14 protein-coding genes are annotated in these 16,380 nt (G+C 71.5%); 4 read left to right on the top strand and 10 right to left on the bottom strand.

Annotation, left to right across the window (positions count from 1 at the left end):
• Positions 1 to 108: 108 nt before the first annotated feature.
• The 5 genes from K4B79_RS16980 to K4B79_RS17000 form a co-directional block, all read right to left on the bottom strand.
• Positions 109 to 873: a TIGR03936 family radical SAM-associated protein gene (locus K4B79_RS16980; RefSeq protein ID WP_232027429.1), complete on the bottom strand. Its 765-nt coding sequence runs from the start codon at positions 871 to 873 to the stop codon at positions 109 to 111.
• Positions 874 to 921: 48 nt separating this feature from the next.
• Positions 922 to 2,055, bottom strand: a complete 1,134-nt coding sequence (locus tag K4B79_RS16985; RefSeq protein ID WP_232027430.1) for a hypothetical protein — start codon at positions 2,053 to 2,055, stop codon at positions 922 to 924.
• A 15-nt stretch (positions 2,056 to 2,070) separates the two neighbouring features.
• Complete coding sequence (locus K4B79_RS16990) at positions 2,071 to 2,598, bottom strand: GNAT family N-acetyltransferase (protein WP_232027431.1); 528 nt, start codon at positions 2,596 to 2,598, stop codon at positions 2,071 to 2,073.
• A 258-nt stretch (positions 2,599 to 2,856) separates the two neighbouring features.
• On the bottom strand, positions 2,857 to 4,011 hold the full coding sequence (locus K4B79_RS16995) for a M20 family metallopeptidase (protein ID WP_232027432.1): 1,155 nt from the start codon (positions 4,009 to 4,011) through the stop codon (positions 2,857 to 2,859).
• A gap of 33 nt (positions 4,012 to 4,044) precedes the next feature.
• Complete coding sequence (locus tag K4B79_RS17000; protein ID WP_269463520.1) at positions 4,045 to 5,694, bottom strand: AbgT family transporter; 1,650 nt, start codon at positions 5,692 to 5,694, stop codon at positions 4,045 to 4,047.
• Between the two features lie 54 nt (positions 5,695 to 5,748).
• Here K4B79_RS17000 and K4B79_RS17005 point away from each other — a divergent pair, with 54 nt between their 5' ends.
• Genes K4B79_RS17005 through K4B79_RS17015 form a run of 3 tightly spaced genes read left to right on the top strand, consistent with a single transcriptional unit; the run spans position 5,749 to position 8,809 of the window.
• Positions 5,749 to 6,837: an Lrp/AsnC family transcriptional regulator gene (locus K4B79_RS17005; RefSeq protein WP_232027433.1), complete on the top strand. Its 1,089-nt coding sequence runs from the start codon at positions 5,749 to 5,751 to the stop codon at positions 6,835 to 6,837.
• Positions 6,834 to 8,228, top strand: a complete 1,395-nt coding sequence (locus tag K4B79_RS17010; protein ID WP_232027434.1) for a M20 family metallopeptidase — start codon at positions 6,834 to 6,836, stop codon at positions 8,226 to 8,228. Before K4B79_RS17005 ends, K4B79_RS17010 begins: the two co-directional genes overlap by 4 nt.
• Positions 8,225 to 8,809, top strand: a complete 585-nt coding sequence (locus K4B79_RS17015; RefSeq protein ID WP_232027436.1) for a TerD family protein — start codon at positions 8,225 to 8,227, stop codon at positions 8,807 to 8,809. The genes K4B79_RS17010 and K4B79_RS17015 overlap by 4 nt, the downstream gene beginning before the upstream one ends.
• A gap of 93 nt (positions 8,810 to 8,902) precedes the next feature.
• Here K4B79_RS17015 and K4B79_RS17020 read toward each other — a convergent pair whose 3' ends face one another.
• The gene (locus K4B79_RS17020; protein ID WP_232027437.1) at positions 8,903 to 10,027 is read right to left on the bottom strand and encodes an amidinotransferase; all 1,125 of its coding nucleotides are present in this window, start codon (positions 10,025 to 10,027) and stop codon (positions 8,903 to 8,905) included.
• A 204-nt stretch (positions 10,028 to 10,231) separates the two neighbouring features.
• Between K4B79_RS17020 and K4B79_RS17025 the strand changes: the two genes are divergently transcribed.
• Entirely contained in the window at positions 10,232 to 10,927 is a 696-nt protein-coding gene (locus K4B79_RS17025) for a DUF899 domain-containing protein (protein ID WP_232027438.1), read from the top strand.
• Between the two features lie 80 nt (positions 10,928 to 11,007).
• Here K4B79_RS17025 and K4B79_RS17030 read toward each other — a convergent pair whose 3' ends face one another.
• The 4 genes from K4B79_RS17030 to K4B79_RS17045 form a co-directional block, all read right to left on the bottom strand.
• Complete coding sequence (locus K4B79_RS17030; RefSeq protein ID WP_232027439.1) at positions 11,008 to 12,099, bottom strand: DNA polymerase III subunit beta family protein; 1,092 nt, start codon at positions 12,097 to 12,099, stop codon at positions 11,008 to 11,010.
• Between the two features lie 133 nt (positions 12,100 to 12,232).
• A complete protein-coding gene (locus K4B79_RS17035; RefSeq protein ID WP_232027440.1) occupies positions 12,233 to 12,559 on the bottom strand; it encodes a CbrC family protein in 327 nt (108 codons plus the stop codon).
• A gap of 177 nt (positions 12,560 to 12,736) precedes the next feature.
• Positions 12,737 to 14,710: a TIGR03960 family B12-binding radical SAM protein gene (locus tag K4B79_RS17040; protein ID WP_232027441.1), complete on the bottom strand. Its 1,974-nt coding sequence runs from the start codon at positions 14,708 to 14,710 to the stop codon at positions 12,737 to 12,739.
• 89 nt (positions 14,711 to 14,799) lie between these two features.
• Positions 14,800 to 16,305, bottom strand: a complete 1,506-nt coding sequence (locus K4B79_RS17045) for a CYTH and CHAD domain-containing protein (protein WP_232027442.1) — start codon at positions 16,303 to 16,305, stop codon at positions 14,800 to 14,802.
• Positions 16,306 to 16,380: the final 75 nt, after the last annotated feature.

Genomic DNA, 16,380 nt, shown 5'->3' on the forward strand with positions numbered 1-16,380 from the left:
CCGATTGCGTACGGCCTGGCGAAAGTCTTCTGGTCGGTGCGCTGCCCGACCCAGGTGGCTCCCGAGTACGAGGGCGGCGCTACGACGTCCGTCCCTTCGGAACCTTCCTTACGCCGGCGCCGTCGCGGCGGCAGCGGGAGCGGCCTTCGAGAGGGCCGTCGCTGCCTCGCGGTCGGGCGCGAGCGGGTCGGTCACCGTGCCGGTCTCTTCATCGAACAGCCCCTGCGCCAGCCTGGTCACCGCTGCGGGGACCGGCGGCGCCAGGTCGGCCACGGCGCGGAGACCGGACAGGACGTCGTCGGGTCGTACGGCAGGCGTCACGTGCCGAACAACCAGCCGCAGTATCGCACAGGGCTCGTTGTTCGGCCTATCGGCCTGGGAACTGTGCGTTTCGAGCCGGACGACCGCCGATCGGGCGTCGAAGGTCCGTACGCCGTTCTTGGTGGTGCGCTGGACCTCGACGGTCTCCGCGGTGGTGAACAGCGCCACCGCCCGCTCGGCCTCGGCCGGGTCGACGCCGTCCAGCCTGAGCTCCCACACGGAAGCCGTCAGCCGGTCGGCGAGCCCGGAGGTCCGGGCCTCGACCGCCTCGATGATGTCGAGGCCGGTGGGCATCGACTCGTCGAGCAGGACCCGCAGCTGCTCCGGGTCCCGTGCCTGGGTGAGCGCGATCTCCAGGTACTCCGCCTCACTGCCCGTGCCGGTGGGTGCGGCATTGGCGTACGACACCTTCGGATGCGGCGTGAACCCCGCCGAGTAGGCCATCGGCACCTCGGCGCGGCGCAGCGCGCGCTCGAAGGCGCGCTGGAAGTCACGGTGGCTGGTGAACCGGAGGCGGCCGCGCTTGGTGTAGCGCAGTCGGATGCGCTGCACCGCGGGTGCGGGCGGCGGGCCTTCGGGCTGTCGCTTGCCCAGTGTCGTTCAGTCCTTCGTGAGAGCGGTCGTACTGCTACCAAGAGTACGTGTCTCGCGGCCCGTAGGTTCCCGGTGGGCCACCGGTTCCGGCCGCCGCGGTTCGCCGAGGAGCATCCGCCGGAAGTCTGCGCGGGCCTGCCGTACGGAGTCACGGGCGGTGGCGAGGGCCTGTCGGGTGGCCCGTCCCACGGCGCGCGCGGCCTCGGTGGCGGGGCGCAGCACGGTGTCCCGGATCACGTGGCCGACGGGGGTCAGGACGGTGCGGTACACCCAGCGCACCGGCTCCACGAAGATCCACCGGAAGAGGGTCGCGAGGAACCGTCCGACGGCCAGCGAGATGTGCCCGGCGACCCGCCAGGCGTGCCCGAGGGCGTCCCGGATCTCCCGTCCGACGACGGCGAGGAGGCGTCCGACGGGCGTGAGGATCCAGCGCCACACGGCGAGCGCGGGCAGGACGAGCAGGATCCGGGCGATCCAGTACAGGGCCGTTCCGATGCCGGTGACGATCACGCGCGCGAGCCACGCGACGCCCTTGGCGCACCAGACGACCGCGTGTCCGACGGGCGTGAGGATCCACGCGTACACCCAGGTCGCGGGTACGACGAACAGGTACCGCGCCAGCCAGGCCAGGGCGGTGTACACCCCGAGCCCGACGGCGGCGAGCACCGCGCCGACGCCCCTCAGCACCCACAGGAAGGCGTGCCCCACGGGCGTCAGCAGCCGCGTGTACATCCAGGCCAGCCCGGCCCCGATGCCGCGGGCGATCCAGGCGATGCCGTGGCCGAGGGGGGTCAGGACGGAGCGGTAGAGCCAGACCAGGGGGACGACGACCAGGACGTTCCCGAGCCATCCGAGCGCCCGGCCGACGGGGACGACGACGTACCGCCACAGGGCCACCCAGGGCCAGACGAACAGCGCCCGCCCGATCATCAGCAGGGTCCAGGCCAACGCACGCCCCACCGGCCGCAGCACGGTGTCCCGCAGGAACCGGCCCGCGACGACCAGTGCGTCCCACACCATCCGCACCGGGACGACCAGCACGAGGACGACGATCCGCACGGGGATCCGGATCGCGACGGCGAGACACCCCTCGGGGTTCTGCCGCGGGGGCTGTTCGGGGGTCCGCTTCTCCAGGTCCATATCCGTCTGGACGCCTCAGTCGCCCGTCCGGATCCAGTACCGCAGCTTTCCGCCCCGTTCGTCCTCGAATTCCCCACCACCGGCTTCGATCACCTTGCGGGAACCGGTGTTGGTGGTGTCGCAGGTGACCAGCACACGGTCGATCCCGAGGTCCCGGCAGACGGGCAGGGCCCGGCGGAGCATGGCCGTGGCGTGGCCGCGCCGCCGGGCGGTGGGGCGCACGTCGTAGCCGATGTGGCCGCCGCGCTCCAGGAGGAAGGGGGTGAGGCGGTGCCGGATCGCGAGTCTGCCGAGGAAGGTGTCGTCCTCGACGTACCAGAGGGTCGTCATGGGCACCCAGTCCGGCCGGCGCGGCCGTGCCACCTCGGCGCGCAGCATCGCGACGTAGGCCGCGAACTCCGCCGGGCCCCGCCACTTCTCGCCGTACTGCTCGATCTCCTGGGCGATCAGGGTGTCCGGGTCCGTGCCCGCGGTGGCGAACTCCCCCATCGCTTCGAGGAAGGAGGCGCGGAAGCGGACGTCGGGCGAGGTCAGGCGGGGCATGTCCTCATGATGGCGAGTGGTCGGGTCGCACGGCCACGGCTTTGGTCGCGCAACCACGGTTTGGTCGCACGACCACGGATTTGTCCTGCACGGGGTGGGAACCTCGGCGGGCCGGGCGGTGTACCAGAAGTGACAGGCGGCTCGCGGACGGGCCGCACGGGGACGGTCCGGCCGGAGGTTGGGATGCGGGGGCTTCGACATGAGCGCGATGACGGCCGACGGCGTGGACACGCCCGGCAGGGGCCGTCCGGGCTCCGTTCACCCCGCGCTCGCCGTCAGCAGGCCTGCGATCAGGGCCGTGCGGGTGGGGAGGTGTTCCAGGACGACGTGCTCGTGCCGGGCGTGGGCGCCGTCGCCGACCGCGCCGAGACCGTCGAGGACCGGGCGGCCGAGGGCGGCCACGAAGTTGCCGTCGCTCGCGCCGCCGACGGAGGTCTCGTGGGCGGTCCAGCCCAGCTCGGCGGCGATCGCCTGGGCCTGCTTGAACAGCAGCCGGGAGGCGGGGTTGGGCACCATCGGGGGGCGGGACCAGCCGCCGGCGAGCGTGACCGAGATCCGGGGGTCGGAGGGCCGCAGGGCGGCGAAGGCGGCGTCGACGCGGGCCGTCTCGGCGGGTTCCGCGATCCGGACGTCGATGCCGCAGCGGGCGCGCCCGGCGACGACGTTGCGTCCCGTACCGCCACTGATCACCCCGACGTTGACCGTGGTGCCCAGCTCGGGGTCGCCCCACCCGACCATCCGGGTGACGAGCTCGGCCAGGGCGTGCACGGCGCTCGCGCCCCGCTCCGGGTCGAGCCCGGCGTGCGCCTCCACACCCTCCACCGTCAGCTCGAAGATGCCGCCGCCCTTGCGGCGCGTCTTCAGCGCCCCCTCGGGACCGGCCGACGCCTCGCACACCAGGGTGGCCGCCACGTCCTCGCTCAGCCGCTCGACGTGTGCCTGGGAGGCCGGGCTGCCGATCTCCTCGTCGCCGTTGAGGAACAGGCGTACGGCGGGCCGCGGCAGGTCCAGTTCGCGCAGCAGCCGCAGCGCCCACACCGCCTGCATCAGACCGCACTTCATGTCGAACACGCCCGGCCCGCTCGCCCGGCCGTCCTCGGTGATCCGGAACGGCCGCTCGGCGAGGGTGCCGGCCGGCCACACCGTGTCGTAGTGGCACAGCACCAGGACCGTCTCGGGCGAGGTGCCCTCGTAGAGCAGTTCCAGCATGTCGCCGTGCGGGCCGCCGTCGTGGTGCCGCCGCTCGTCCGGCGGGCCGAGGCGGCGGCGGGCCCACTCCTCGATCGCGGCGAGCCCGGCGGTGAGCAACTCCTTGTCGTCACTGGGGGTTTCCAGCTCGACCAGCATGCGCAGGTCGTCGGTCATGTCGGGCAGGGCGGTGCGGGCCAGGGACTGGACGCGGGACAGGGACACGGGCGGCTCTCCTCGTACGGGTGGGGTCGGTGGTCAGCGGACGGGCGCCCCGGGTCCCAGCGGGATGCCCAGCGCCCACCAGGCGTAGAACAGCAGCGTCCAGGCGACCAGCATGGTCAGGCACAGCGGCAGGGTCAGGGACAGCAGGGTGCCGATGCCGGCCGAGCGGCGGTAGCGCTGGATCACGCCCAGGGTCATGACGAAGTACGCGCTCATCGGGGTCATCGCGTTGGTGCAGGAGTCGGCGATCCGGTAGACCGCCTGCGTCACCTCGGGCGAGATGTCGAGCAGCATGAACATCGGCACGAACACCGGCCCCACCAGGGCCCATTGGGCGGAGCCGCTGGTGACGAGGAGGTTGATGCAGGTGCACACCAGCAGTACGCCGAGGAAGGCCACCGGTCCCGTGATGCCCGCCGACTTCAGCAGGTCGGCGCCCCGGATCGCCATGACCTCGCCGACACCGGTCCACTTGAAGTACGCCAGGAACTGGGAGATCGCGAAGAACAGCACCAGGATCGGCGCCATCTCGCGCAGCCCCTTCGCCATGTGGTCGGGGATGTCCCGGCCGGTGCGCACGGTGCCGACGGCGTGCCCGTACACCGCGCCGACGAGCAGGAACGCCACCGCCAGGACGACCGCGACACCGGTGAGCACCGGCGACTCCACGATGCTGCCGCCCTCGCCCCGCAGCGGCGAGGAGGACGGGATCATCGTCACGACGATCAAGGCGGCGTAGCCGAGGAACGCGAGGCCCGCCCGGCGCAGGCCGCGCCGCTCCTCCTCGCGCAGGGTCAGCAGGTCCGTGCTCGCGCCGTCGCCACCGCCCGGGGCCGCCGGGTCCGCAGCCGCGCCCTCGGGCTCGTCCTCCTCGGGCATCTCGGCCACCCGCCGGGCGATGACCTTCTCGGTGACGACGGTGACGACGACGGCCAGCACGACCGACGATCCCAGGGAGAAGAAGTAGTTGGACAGCGGGGTGACCACATATCCGGGATCGATGGTCTGCGCGGCGGCGGTGGTGAGCCCGGAGAGCACCGCGTCCGTGGGTGTGACCAGCGGACTGGCGTCGTACCCGGCGGACACCGACACGAACGCGACGACCGCGCCCAGCATCGGGCTGCGCCCCACGGCCCGGAAGGCCATCGCGCCGAGCGGCACCAGCACGACGTAGGCGGCGTCGGAGGCGGCGTGCGCGACCATCGCGGTGAAGGCCAGCGTGAAGGTGAGCCAGCGGGCCGGGACACGGGCGACGGCGGCCCGCAGCATCGCGGGCAGCAGTCCGGACCGGTCGGCGACGGCCACGCCCAGCATGACCACGAGGATCGTGCCGAGCGGCGGGAACGTGGCGTAGTTGGTGACCGCGTCGCTGATCATCATCCGCAGGCCCTCGCCGGAGACGAGGCTGTGGACGGTCACGGTCTTGTCGGTGGCGGGGTTCAGCGCCGAGGCACCGGCGGCGGACAACGCCCAGCTGGCGAGGGCCAGGACGACGCTGAGCACGCCGAACAGCCAGAAGGGGTGCGGCAGTCTGTTGCCGAGGCGCTCGATGCGGCCGAGCACCCCGAGCAGTCGGGAGAGCGGTTTCGCGGGGCGGGGTGTGGTGGCGGTCACCTCACCTATTGGCGACCAAGAGACAGGATCATGCAAGTAAAATGCAGATGTCGCTTGTATCGTTCTCATGAATCCGCAGACTGACGGATTCGTTCTGTGGGCATCTATGGGTGAATGGACGACATGACGGCTCTGGACGATGACGACCTCGACCTCGTCGCCGCGCTCCAGCACGCCCCGCGGGCCCCGCTGAGCCTGTTGGCGGAGGTGCTGGGGGTCTCGGCGAGCACCGCGGGGCGCCGGCTGGCCCGGCTGGAGTCGGACCGGCTGCTGCGGGTGATCGGCCAGCTCGACTGGTCCGTGTCCGGCGAGGGCAACCCGTGGCACGTGTGGGTGACGGCGGAACCCGGCCGCGCCCCGGAGGTGGCCCGGCGCCTGGCCGATCTCCCCGAGAGCAGCCATGTGGCGGTCACCGCGGGCCACTCGGACGTCTACTGCGCCGTCCAGCCGGCCCGCCGCGACCGCACCACCGACCTGCTCTCCCGCACGATCCCCGCCACCCCCGGAGTCCGCTCGGCCCGCTCCGAACTCATCCTGTCGGCCACCACCAAGTCCGACTCCTGGCGCCTGCCACGGCTGGCCGAGGGCCAGGTACGACGGCTCACCGAGCACGCGGCCCCCGACCGTGCGGTCGATCCCCCGCCCCACCGCGCCACCCTCACCGACGACGAACTGCGCACTCTGCGCCTGCTCGCCACCGACGCCCGGGCGTCCGCCGCCCAGGTCGCCCGCGAGCTCGGCATCGGCCAGTCCACCGCCTACCGCACCACCCAGTCCCTGCTCCGGCGCGGCCTGCTCCGCCCCCGCGTGGAGATCGAGCCCGGCCTGCTCGGCTACGCCCTGGAGGTCGCCGTCACCCTGACCGTCGCCCCCAGCGCGACGGCCGGACTGGCCCGCTCGCTCGCCCGGCACCCCTCGGCCCGGTACGTGGTCATCACCGCCGGCACCTCCTGCGTGCTCCACCACGGCGTCTTCCGCGACGAGGAGGGCCTCGCGGAGTTCCTCACCCGGGATCTCGCCGACCTGCCCGGCGTGACGTCCTTCGACGTCTGCGTCGTCCTCGACGCGCTGCGCCGCCACTGGCTCGACCGCGACGACGGCCGCCTGGCGGCGCACGACAAGCCGGACGACGCGCATGGCGAGCGGACAGCCGCGCACAACCGGTCGGAAGCCGCGGACGACAAGCCGGAGAACGGAACCGACCCCGCATGACCACCCGCGAGACCGCCATCGCCCGTGCGACCGCCTACTACGACTCCGGCGCCTTCCTCACCGACCTGCGCCGCCGGATCGCGATGCCGACGGAGAGCCAACCGCCCGCCGACACGGCCCGTCTGCACGCCTACCTGAACCACGAACTCGCCCCCGCCGCGAGCCGTTTGGGAGCCGAGGTCCGCGTCCTCGACAACCCGGACCCCGCCGCAGGCCCCTTCCTGCTCGCCCACCGCCACGAGGCGGACGGCCTGCCCACGGTTCTGGTCTACGGCCACGCGGACGTCGTCCCCGGCCAGGACGACCGCTGGCGCGAGGGCCTGTCCCCCTGGCACCTCGTCGTCGAGGGCAACCGCCTCTACGGCCGCGGCACCGCCGACAACAAGGGCCAGCACACGGTCAACCTGGCCGCCCTGGAACAGGTGCTGACCGCGCGCGGCGGCCACCTCGGCTTCAATCTGAAGCTGCTGATCGAGACGGGCGAGGAGTCCGGCTCCCCGGGCCTGCACGAGTTCTGCCGCCGTATGAAGGACGACCTGGCCGCGGACGTCCTGATCGCCTCCGACGGCCCCCGGCTCGCCGCCGACCGCCCCACCCTGTTCCTCGGCTCGCGCGGCGCCGCCAACCTCCGCCTCCGCGTGCCCCTGCGCGAGGGCGCCCACCACTCGGGCAACTGGGGCGGCGCCCTGCGCAACCCGGCGACCGTCCTGGCGTCCGCCCTCGCGACCATGGTCGACGCCCACGGCCGCATCCTCGTGGAGGGCCTACGACCGCCCGCGATCCCCGCGCCGGTCAGGGCGGCGCTCGCCGACCTCACCGTCGGCGGCGGCCCGGACGATCCCGACGTCGACACCGACTGGGGTGAGGCGGACCTCACGCCCGCCGAGCGCGTCTTCGCCTGGAACACCCTGGAGGTCCTGGCCCTGTCCGCCGGGGACCCGGCCAAGCCGGTGGGCGCGATACCCGGCAGGGCGCATGCGGACGTCCAGCTCCGTTTCGTCGTAGGCACGGACTGGGAGCGCCTGGCGGAGATCGTCCGGGCCCATCTGGACGCCCACGGCCTGCCCATGGTCGAGGTCGAGGTGCTCCAGGCGGTGCCCGCGACCCGGCTGAGCCCCGACTCCCCCTGGGTGCGCTGGGCCGCGGAGTCCCTCCACCGCACCACCGGCAAGACCCCGGCGATCCTCCCCAACCTCGGCGGCACCCTCCCCAACGACGCCTTCGCGGAGATCCTCGGCCTGCCCACGGTCTGGGTGCCCCACTCCCACCCGTCCTGCGCCCAGCACGCGCCCGACGAACACCTGCTGGGCCCGGTGGCCCGGGAATCCCTGGCCGTCATGGCGGGACTCTTCTGGGACCTCGGGGAAAGCCGGGGCACTATGGGCGCATGATTACGCTCACGAAGGAAGACGGCCCGGCCGACCTGGACGGCGTGACGCACCTGGCCATCGGGGTCTCCTGGGACCCCACGGCCGGCGCCAGCGGCGGAGTGCTGGGCAAGCTGCGCCGCAAGACCGGCACCGACCTCGACCTGATCGCCATCGCCATGCACGACGGGGACCCGGTCCGCCTCGCGGGCCTGGACTCCCTCGACCCCATCGGCAACGGCTCCCTCCTGCACAGCGGCGACAACCAGACCGGGCACGGCGACGGCGACGACGAGACCGTCACCGTCGAGTTCGCCAAGATCCCGCCGCACATCACCTCGATCGTCTTCGTCGCCGCCGCCTACAAGAAGGGCAGCTCCTTCCAGAAGGCCCGCAACATCAGCTTCAAGGTCTACGACGCCACCGGCGGCAGCACCCAGCAGGTCGCCGACATCTGGCCCTCCATGCTCACCTCGGACAACGGCTGCGCCGTGGCCAAGGCAGTCCGGTCCGGCAGCATCTGGAAGCTCCAGGTCATCAACGACACCGGCAAGATCAAGCAGGGCGACCAGCTGGCCCTGATGCGCTTCGCCGCCAGCAAGTAGCCGCCGGCCGGGGCCCCTCGGGACGTACGCCGCGGGTGCGGTGCGTCTGGCACAGCACGACTCAGGCGCAGCACGACTGACGCGCAGTCCGCCTCAGGTGCAGTACGACTCCAGGGTGCCCCGCCGCCGGACATCGAGCGTCGCGCAGTGGAACGATCCGCCGAACGGCGCGTAGTGCAGCAGATCGCAGGGGATCGGCTCGAAACCCCACCTCTCCAGCGCGCGCAGCATCCCCGTGTGATGCCGCTCCGCGATCACCCGCTTCTCGTCGATCATCAGCACGTTCAGGCTGAGCCACTTGCCGCACATCGACGTCACCCTGAGCAGCGGCTCGTCGATCGGGTCGGGCTCCGGCGCGACCAGGATGTCCCACGAGTCCAGCGCCTCGGGCAGCCGGTCGGGATCGACGTACTCGGGATTGATCAGCGCCTTGCCGGGCCCGAGCGGCAGGAACGTGGTGTCGATGTGCATCGGCGTCTGGCAGCCGCTCTCGATCTCGTGGACGCGGTAGCCGGGTCCCAGATGGCGGCGCAGCCACTCGATGCCCATCCGGTTGGTGACATTGCTCGGCGTCACGAACAGATCGCGCCCCGCGCGCACGAAGTCCGCCGCGTCGAACACCGGCTCGAACTCGGTGAGGATGCGGCGCACCGGCTCGCCCTCACCCGAGACCCGGAAGTCCGTCTCGAACAGCTCCTCGGTGAGCTGCGGCTTCGGCGCCGACGTCCAGCGGGCCCCGCGCCGGAAGTAGTCCTTCAGGATCCGGCGGTAGGAGTGGGTCTCGAAATACCGGCACGGCCACGCCATCGGCGTCTCGATGATCTCGTCACCGATCACGAGCAGACTGTCCCGCGGACAGGTGTTGCAGAACCCCCGCGACGACCAGTCCGGCGTACCGAAACGCCGCCGGTGATTAACCGCGTCGGGCCGCACGACCGTGACCCCGAGCCCCTCCAGCAGCGCGACGAACCCGTCCAGCTCCTGCTGCGCCCGCTCGATCAGCAGCCGCGGATATCTGAAACCCGCGACCATCCCCTGCACCCGCCCCGCCCACACCGGCATGTTGCACGACACCACCGGATGCCTGGACGGAATCGTCGCCCCCTCCAGTCGCCCTACGACGACCTCCTCCAGCGGATCCCACTCGTTGTGCGAACTGACGGGCGCCACAAGGGATTCCGCACGCCTGTCGGTCACGCCACTCTGCACCACCGTCATGCCCAGCCACTCCCGATCACCGTGACCACCACGACCCGGGCAGCCCTCGCCCCCTGCCCACGCGTCAGCTACCACGTCCCACGAAACGCGCCCCCCAAACCAGCGGCCCCGCGGCGACCCGGCCGGATACCGATGAGTTCTGGAGCCCGACGGGGTCTGCCTCAGCGGAAGGGAAAACCGCGCACGAGCTCTGTAAGGGGAACCATGACCACCCACGCACTACCGCCCGTCGTCGACGCCGCGACCTGGGAACAGCGGCTCGAGGCCCTGCGTACCCGGGAGAAGGCGGCCACGCGGGAGCTCGACGCCATCGCCGCCGAGCGCCGCCGGCTGCCGATGGTCGAGCTGCCCGACTACACCCTGGAGGGCGAGGACGGACCCGTGAGGCTGGCGGACGTCTTCGACGGCAAGCGGCAACTGATCGTCTACAACCACATGTGGACCGACGGCAACGAATGGCAGTGCCCGGGCTGCACGGGGTTCACCTCGCAGTACACCCGCCTGGACTTCCTGGACAACTACGACGCCCGGTTCGTCATCGTCACCCAGGGCCCGATCGAGGAGGCCCTCGCCTACAAGCGGCGGGTCGGCAACCGGATGACGTGGTACTCCACCGCGAACAGCCCTTTCGGGTCCGACGTCGGCGCACCCCCGGACGCGGGATTCGCGGTCAACGTCTTCCTCCGCGACGGCGACACCGTCTACCGCACCTGGCACACCGACGGCCGGGGCACCGAACAGCTCAGCCACACCTTCGCCCTCATCGACCTCCTGCCGTACGGCCGCCAGGAGGAATGGCAGGACTCCCCCGAGGGCTGGCCCAAATCCCCCACCTACAGCCGCTGGTCGACGTCCAAGGACATCGCCGCGCTCTACGGCCCGGGATCCGACGACGGCTGATCCGGCGGCGATCGATCCGACGACGACGCATCCGACGGCGACCGGCGGTCGGGCCGGTTCAGGGCGGGGCGCCCGTGCCGTCAGTCCTCCAGACGGACCGGCATCAGGACCGAGAAGGCGCCCTCGTCGTCGGGCCGGCGGATCGCGATCGGTGCTGTGGGGGCGCCGAACTCCAGGATCAGGCGGTCCCTGGCCCCGGCGGCCAGCGCGTCCAGCAGGAACGCGCGGTTGACGGCGACCCGGTTCGGTTCGCCGTCGCCGTCGCCGTCGGCACCGTCGGCACCGTCGGCGCACAGGGTCACCATGCCCCCGTCCTCCGCCCTGAGCACGCTGAGGTCGGGCGCCCCCACCTCGCCGGAACGGACAGGACCCGTCTCCAGGGCCTTCCGGAAGGCCGCCACCTCGACCAGCGCGCGGCGTCCGCCGGGCACCGGCAGGAGACGGCGGTAGTCGGGAAAGTCGTGGTCGAGGCACTGACCGGCCGCCTGCCTGTCCCCGGCCTCCAGGGACACGCGGTCGCCGTCGACGGAGAGCCGCACGGGCCCCTCGCCGTCCAGCAGCGCCCGCATCGCATCCGCGAGGGGGCCGGGCACGATGACCTGCACGCGACCCCCGTCGTGCCCGGCGACACCGGCCCGCCCGACGGCCATGCGGTACCGGTCGGTGGCCACCACATGGAGGCTCTCGCCCTCGATGTCGAACAGGACCCCACCGAGCATCGGCAGCTCCGGGTCTGAACTCGCCGCGAACCGGACCGTGTCCAGCGCGGCGGCCAACTCGGGCGCGGCGACGGACAGTCGGACGGTGGCGCTGCGGAGCGAGGTCATGACGTTCTCCCTGTGATCGAGTAGTGCTCGGAGCGCGGAGAACTCGCCGCGGGCATCGGACAGCCCCTGCTCAAGACGGCGCAGATGCGCCTCCAGCAGCTTCCGGACCAGATCACTGTCCGCACCGGACCAGCCGGCCAGCACCAGCCGGATGTCCGCCACCGGCATCCCGGCCCGCCGCAACCGGGCCAGCACCCGGGCCTCTTCGAGCTGCCCGGGCTCGTACCACCGATAACCGCTCACCGGATCCACCCAGGCCGGAACCAGCACACCCGCACGGTCGTAGAACCGCAGGGCACTCACCCCCAGACCACTGCCACGGGCCATGTCGCCGATGCTGCGCATGTCGCTCTCCACACCCGGCACTCTGGCCCCTGAACAAGGTCGAGGGTCAACCCCCACCCACACCAACACCCACCGGCACCTCGACATGCGTGCAGCCCCGTTGAGGGGAAAGGCACGTCTGGGTCGGGTTTGTCTACGAGGCGTCGGCGTAGGCGAGGTGGGTGCCACAGACCGTGCAGCGGAAGAGCATGGCGCTCGCGCCCTGCCCCAGGTGGGTCAGGAAGCTCTCCAGCTGCGATGCGTCGTGCCATCCGCCCATCCGCAGGTCGCTCCGAAGCTGGTCGCGTGCCTCGGGGTGGGCGGCGAGTTCGGTGTGTCCGACCTCACCGAGGGTGACATGCTCCAGGATCTCCTCGCCGACCCCGGCGAGCCCGTACGAGTCGGCGAACTCACCCTCAACCGGTACTGCGCTCGCAACAGGATCAGGGTGATAGCGGAATACGGGCAGGGCAGCGCTCACCAGCGAGCCTTCCTGTACCAGAAGGTGACCGCGTTGGCGCGGGTGGCCCGAGCACGGGACACCGACGGCGCCGACCGACGAGAGAGTGAGACACCGACCGCGGACAGTACAGCCGTCACCCCGCCCTCGCCGGCCCCCGCCGGCGCCTCAACCACCCGATCGAGCGGCTCACTCAGCTCAGTGAGCGTGACCGCTGGGCGCCGGCGCCGCGTTCTTGACCGTAAGAGGCAGCAGCTTCTTCCCGGTCGGTCCGATTTGGATAGCCGTGTCCATCTGCGGACACACCCCGCAGTCGAAGCAAGGCGTCCAGCGGCAGTCCTCGACCTCCGTCTCGTCGAGGGCGTCCTGCCAGTCCTCCCAGAGCCAGTCCTTGTCCAGGCCGGAGTCCAGGTGGTCCCAGGGGAGGACTTCCTCGTAGGTCTTCTCGCGGGTCGTGTACCAGTCGACGTCCACGCCGAACGCGGGCAGCGTCTTGTCGGCGCAGGCCATCCAGCGGTCGTAGGAGAAGTGCTCGCGCCAGCCGTCGAAGCGGCCGCCGTCCTCGTAGACGGCCCGGATGACGGCGCCGACGCGGCGGTCGCCGCGGGAGAGGAGGCCCTCGACGATGCCGGGCTTGCCGTCGTGGTAGCGGAAGCCGATGGAGCGGCCGTACTTCTTGTCGCCGCGGATCTTGTCGCGGAGCTTTCCGAGGCGCGCGTCCGTCTCCTCGGCGGAGAGCTGCGGGGCCCACTGGAAGGGGGTGTGGGGCTTGGGGACGAAGCCGCCGATCGACACCGTGCAGCGGATGTCGTTCTGGCCGGAGACCTTGCGGCCCTCGGCGATCACCCGGGTCGCCATGTCCGCGATCTGGAGGACGTCCTCGTCGGTCTCCGTCGGCAGGCCGCACATGAAGTACAGCTTCACCTGGCGCCAGCCGTTGCCGTACGCCGTGGAGACCGTCCTGATCAGGTCCTCTTCCGAGACCATCTTGTTGATGACCTTGCGCATGCGCTCCGAGCCGCCCTCGGGGGCGAAGGTCAGGCCCGAGCGGCGGCCGTTGCGGGTCAGTTCGTTCGCCAGGTCGACGTTGAAGGCGTCCACGCGGGTGGAGGGGAGGGACAGGCCGATCTTGTCCTCCTCGTACCGGTCCGCCAGGCCCTTCGCGATGTCGCCGATCTCCGAGTGGTCCGCCGAGGAGAGCGAGAGGAGGCCGACCTCCTCGAAGCCCGTCGCCTTCAGGCCCTTCTCGACCATCTCGCCGATGCCGGTGATGGAGCGCTCGCGCACCGGGCGGGTGATCATGCCGGCCTGGCAGAAGCGGCAGCCGCGCGTGCAGCCGCGGAAGATCTCCACCGACATGCGCTCGTGGACCGTCTCGGCCAGCGGGACGAGGGGCTGCTTCGGGTACGGCCACTCGTCCAGGTCCATGACCGTGTGCTTGGACACGCGCCACGGAACGCCCGACTTGTTCGGTACGACACGGGCGATACGGCCGTCCGGGAGGTACTCGACGTCGTAGAACGCGGGGATGTAGACGGAGCCGGTCTTCGCCAGGCGGAAGAGGACCTCCTCGCGGCCGCCGGGCTGCCCCTCCGCCTTCCACTCACGGATGATCCGGGTCATGTCGAGCACGGCCTGCTCGCCGTCGCCGATGATCGCCGCGTCGATGAAGTCGGCGATCGGCTCGGGGTTGAAGGCGGCGTGTCCGCCGGCCAGCACGATCGGGTCGTCCGGGCCGCGGTCCTTCGACTCCAGCGGGATGCCCGCCAGGTCCAGCGCCGTCAGCATGTTGGTGTAGCCGAGCTCCGTGGAGAAGGAGAGGCCGAAGACGTCGAAGGCCTTCACCGGCCGGTGGCTGTCCACCGTGAACTGCGGGACGCCGTGCTCCCGCATCAGCGCTTCCAGGTCCGGCCACACGCTGTAGGTGCGTTCGGCGAGGACGCCCTCCTGCTCGTTCAGGACCTCGTAGAGGATCATGACGCCCTGGTTGGGCAGCCCGACCTCGTAGGCGTCGGGGTACATGAGCGCCCAGCGGACGTCGGACGACTCCCACGGCTTGACGGTGGAGTTGAGCTCTCCGCCGACGTACTGGATCGGCTTCTGCACGTGCGGGAGCAGAGCTTCGAGCTGCGGAAACACGGACTCTGCGGCCGCAGCGACTTCGGCAGGCATCTCGCGAACCTTCGTGAGCGGGACTGAACTGACAGGGGTGACCATCAAGACTAACGCGGCCACGGCCACCCCTCGCACGCCCGAAGGGCTCAGAGGTCCGCCGCCGCGTCCTTGACCTCGTCCCAGAACCCGGGCAGCTCGGCCTCCACGGTCGCGGCCCGGTGCTCCTCGCGCCCGTACAGCAGCCCGTACGTGAACGCGCTCTCCCCCGCCGCGTGCGCGACCGCGGACAGCTCGCGCAGGGTCCCGCGGGCCATGACGCTGTCCTGATGCTCACCGAGCAGGTTCTGGAGGGACTTCATGGACTTGACCAGGTCCTTGGCCGGCTTACCGAGGGCCGGACGGGCCGCCTCCGCCGCGTAGCGGGTCCGCTTGGTCTTCTTACGGGCCTCGTGGATGGCGACGTCCCGGTCCGTGCCGGGGTCCAGCTCCAGCGCCTGCCCGACGAGCGCGGACACCTTCGCGAAGTCCTTCTTCACCGCCTCGGGGATCACCTTCCCGGGTTTCTTCCCGGCCGCCTTCAGCAGGGGCGGGTCGGCGAGCAGTGTGTCGAGGGCATCGAGCAGGGCCAGGTAGCGGCGGGAGTCGAGGATCCCGATCAACCGGCCGCTCGCGCCGCCGGTCCGGTCACCCGCCCAGGCGGCCAGCCGCTCGGCGACCGGACCGGAGACCAGCGTGGCGGGCACCTGGTCCAGGGCCGCGGACAGGCGTTCGTTCAGTACCTCGCGATCCCGGTCCACGCCCAGCTCACCGGCCAGCCACTTCAACTCGTCACCGATCGGTTCGGTGATGGCCCGGTCGAGGATCTTGCCGAACGACTTGAAGGTGCTGCGCATCCGGCGGGTGGCGACACGCATGCTGTGCACGGAGTCCTCGACGTTGCGGCGCACGGCCGGGTCGAGTTCGACGATCGCGTCCCGCTGGTCGCGGACGTAGGCGAGGACGTGGTCACCGGCGGTCACCGGGGCACCGGGGGCGGCGGGCCGACGCTTCTTCTCCGGCGCCGTCTCCGCCAGCGCCCGCGCCAGCTTCGACACCGACGTCGAGGGCCGCACCCCCGCCTTGCGCAGGCGTTTCTCCACCTTGTCGAGGAAGGCCGGGTCGCCCCCGTCGGCCAGTTCCACCTCGATCTCGGTCCACTGGGCGCTGCCGCCCTCCCCCGTGAGCCGCTCGGCCCGTACCGCGTCGACGCTCACCTCGGCGAGCAGCCGTCCGTCGCCGTCCACCAGGTCGCGCACGTCCCGGTCCGAGCGCAGCCGCACCACGGGCCGCAGCTCGGCGTCGCGGACGCGGGAGCGGACCAGGCCGGCGAGAGCGCGTGGCACGGTGTCGGAGAGCGGCGCCTGGACCTCGTCCCGCACGCCCGGGGCCACCGGGAACTTCAGATGCCAGCCCGCGTCCGATCCGCCGGTGCGGCGGCGCAGGGTGAGCGCGGACGCGGCGAGGCGTTCGTCGACGGTGTCGTAGTAGGTGGCGTCCAGGTGCGCGACTCCCTTGTCGATCACGGCCGCGACCCCGGCGACGCCGGTCAGGTCCGGCAGCCCGCTCTCGTCGGACTCGTACTTTCGCTCGATCTCGCGCTTGATGTCCGCCATGACCCGAATCTAGTGGGCGAAGGCCCGTTACGGCAGGGGGCACTGTGGATGGCCCCCGGGGAAACCGGGGGCGAC

Source organism: Streptomyces lincolnensis, from assembly GCF_021173675.1.
GTDB lineage: Bacteria > Actinomycetota > Actinomycetes > Streptomycetales > Streptomycetaceae > Streptomyces > Streptomyces lincolnensis_B.

What these genes read in the sequence shown, in the direction of transcription:
- K4B79_RS16985 (WP_232027430.1), bottom strand. Translation starts at nt 2,055, where the DNA reads ATGGACCTGGAGAAGCGGACCCCCGAACAGCCCCCGCGGCAGAACCCC.
- K4B79_RS16990 (WP_232027431.1), bottom strand. Translation starts at nt 2,598, where the DNA reads ATGCCCCGCCTGACCTCGCCCGACGTCCGCTTCCGCGCCTCCTTCCTC.
- K4B79_RS17000 (WP_269463520.1), bottom strand. Translation starts at nt 5,694, where the DNA reads ATGAGAACGATACAAGCGACATCTGCATTTTACTTGCATGATCCTGTC.
- K4B79_RS17005 (WP_232027433.1), top strand. Translation starts at nt 5,749, where the DNA reads ATGACGGCTCTGGACGATGACGACCTCGACCTCGTCGCCGCGCTCCAG.
- K4B79_RS17010 (WP_232027434.1), top strand. Translation starts at nt 6,834, where the DNA reads ATGACCACCCGCGAGACCGCCATCGCCCGTGCGACCGCCTACTACGAC.
- K4B79_RS17015 (WP_232027436.1), top strand. Translation starts at nt 8,225, where the DNA reads ATGATTACGCTCACGAAGGAAGACGGCCCGGCCGACCTGGACGGCGTG.
- K4B79_RS17020 (WP_232027437.1), bottom strand. Translation starts at nt 10,027, where the DNA reads ATGACGGTGGTGCAGAGTGGCGTGACCGACAGGCGTGCGGAATCCCTT.
- K4B79_RS17025 (WP_232027438.1), top strand. Translation starts at nt 10,232, where the DNA reads ATGACCACCCACGCACTACCGCCCGTCGTCGACGCCGCGACCTGGGAA.
- K4B79_RS17030 (WP_232027439.1), bottom strand. Translation starts at nt 12,099, where the DNA reads ATGCGCAGCATCGGCGACATGGCCCGTGGCAGTGGTCTGGGGGTGAGT.
- K4B79_RS17040 (WP_232027441.1), bottom strand. Translation starts at nt 14,710, where the DNA reads ATGCCTGCCGAAGTCGCTGCGGCCGCAGAGTCCGTGTTTCCGCAGCTC.
- K4B79_RS17045 (WP_232027442.1), bottom strand. Translation starts at nt 16,305, where the DNA reads ATGGCGGACATCAAGCGCGAGATCGAGCGAAAGTACGAGTCCGACGAG.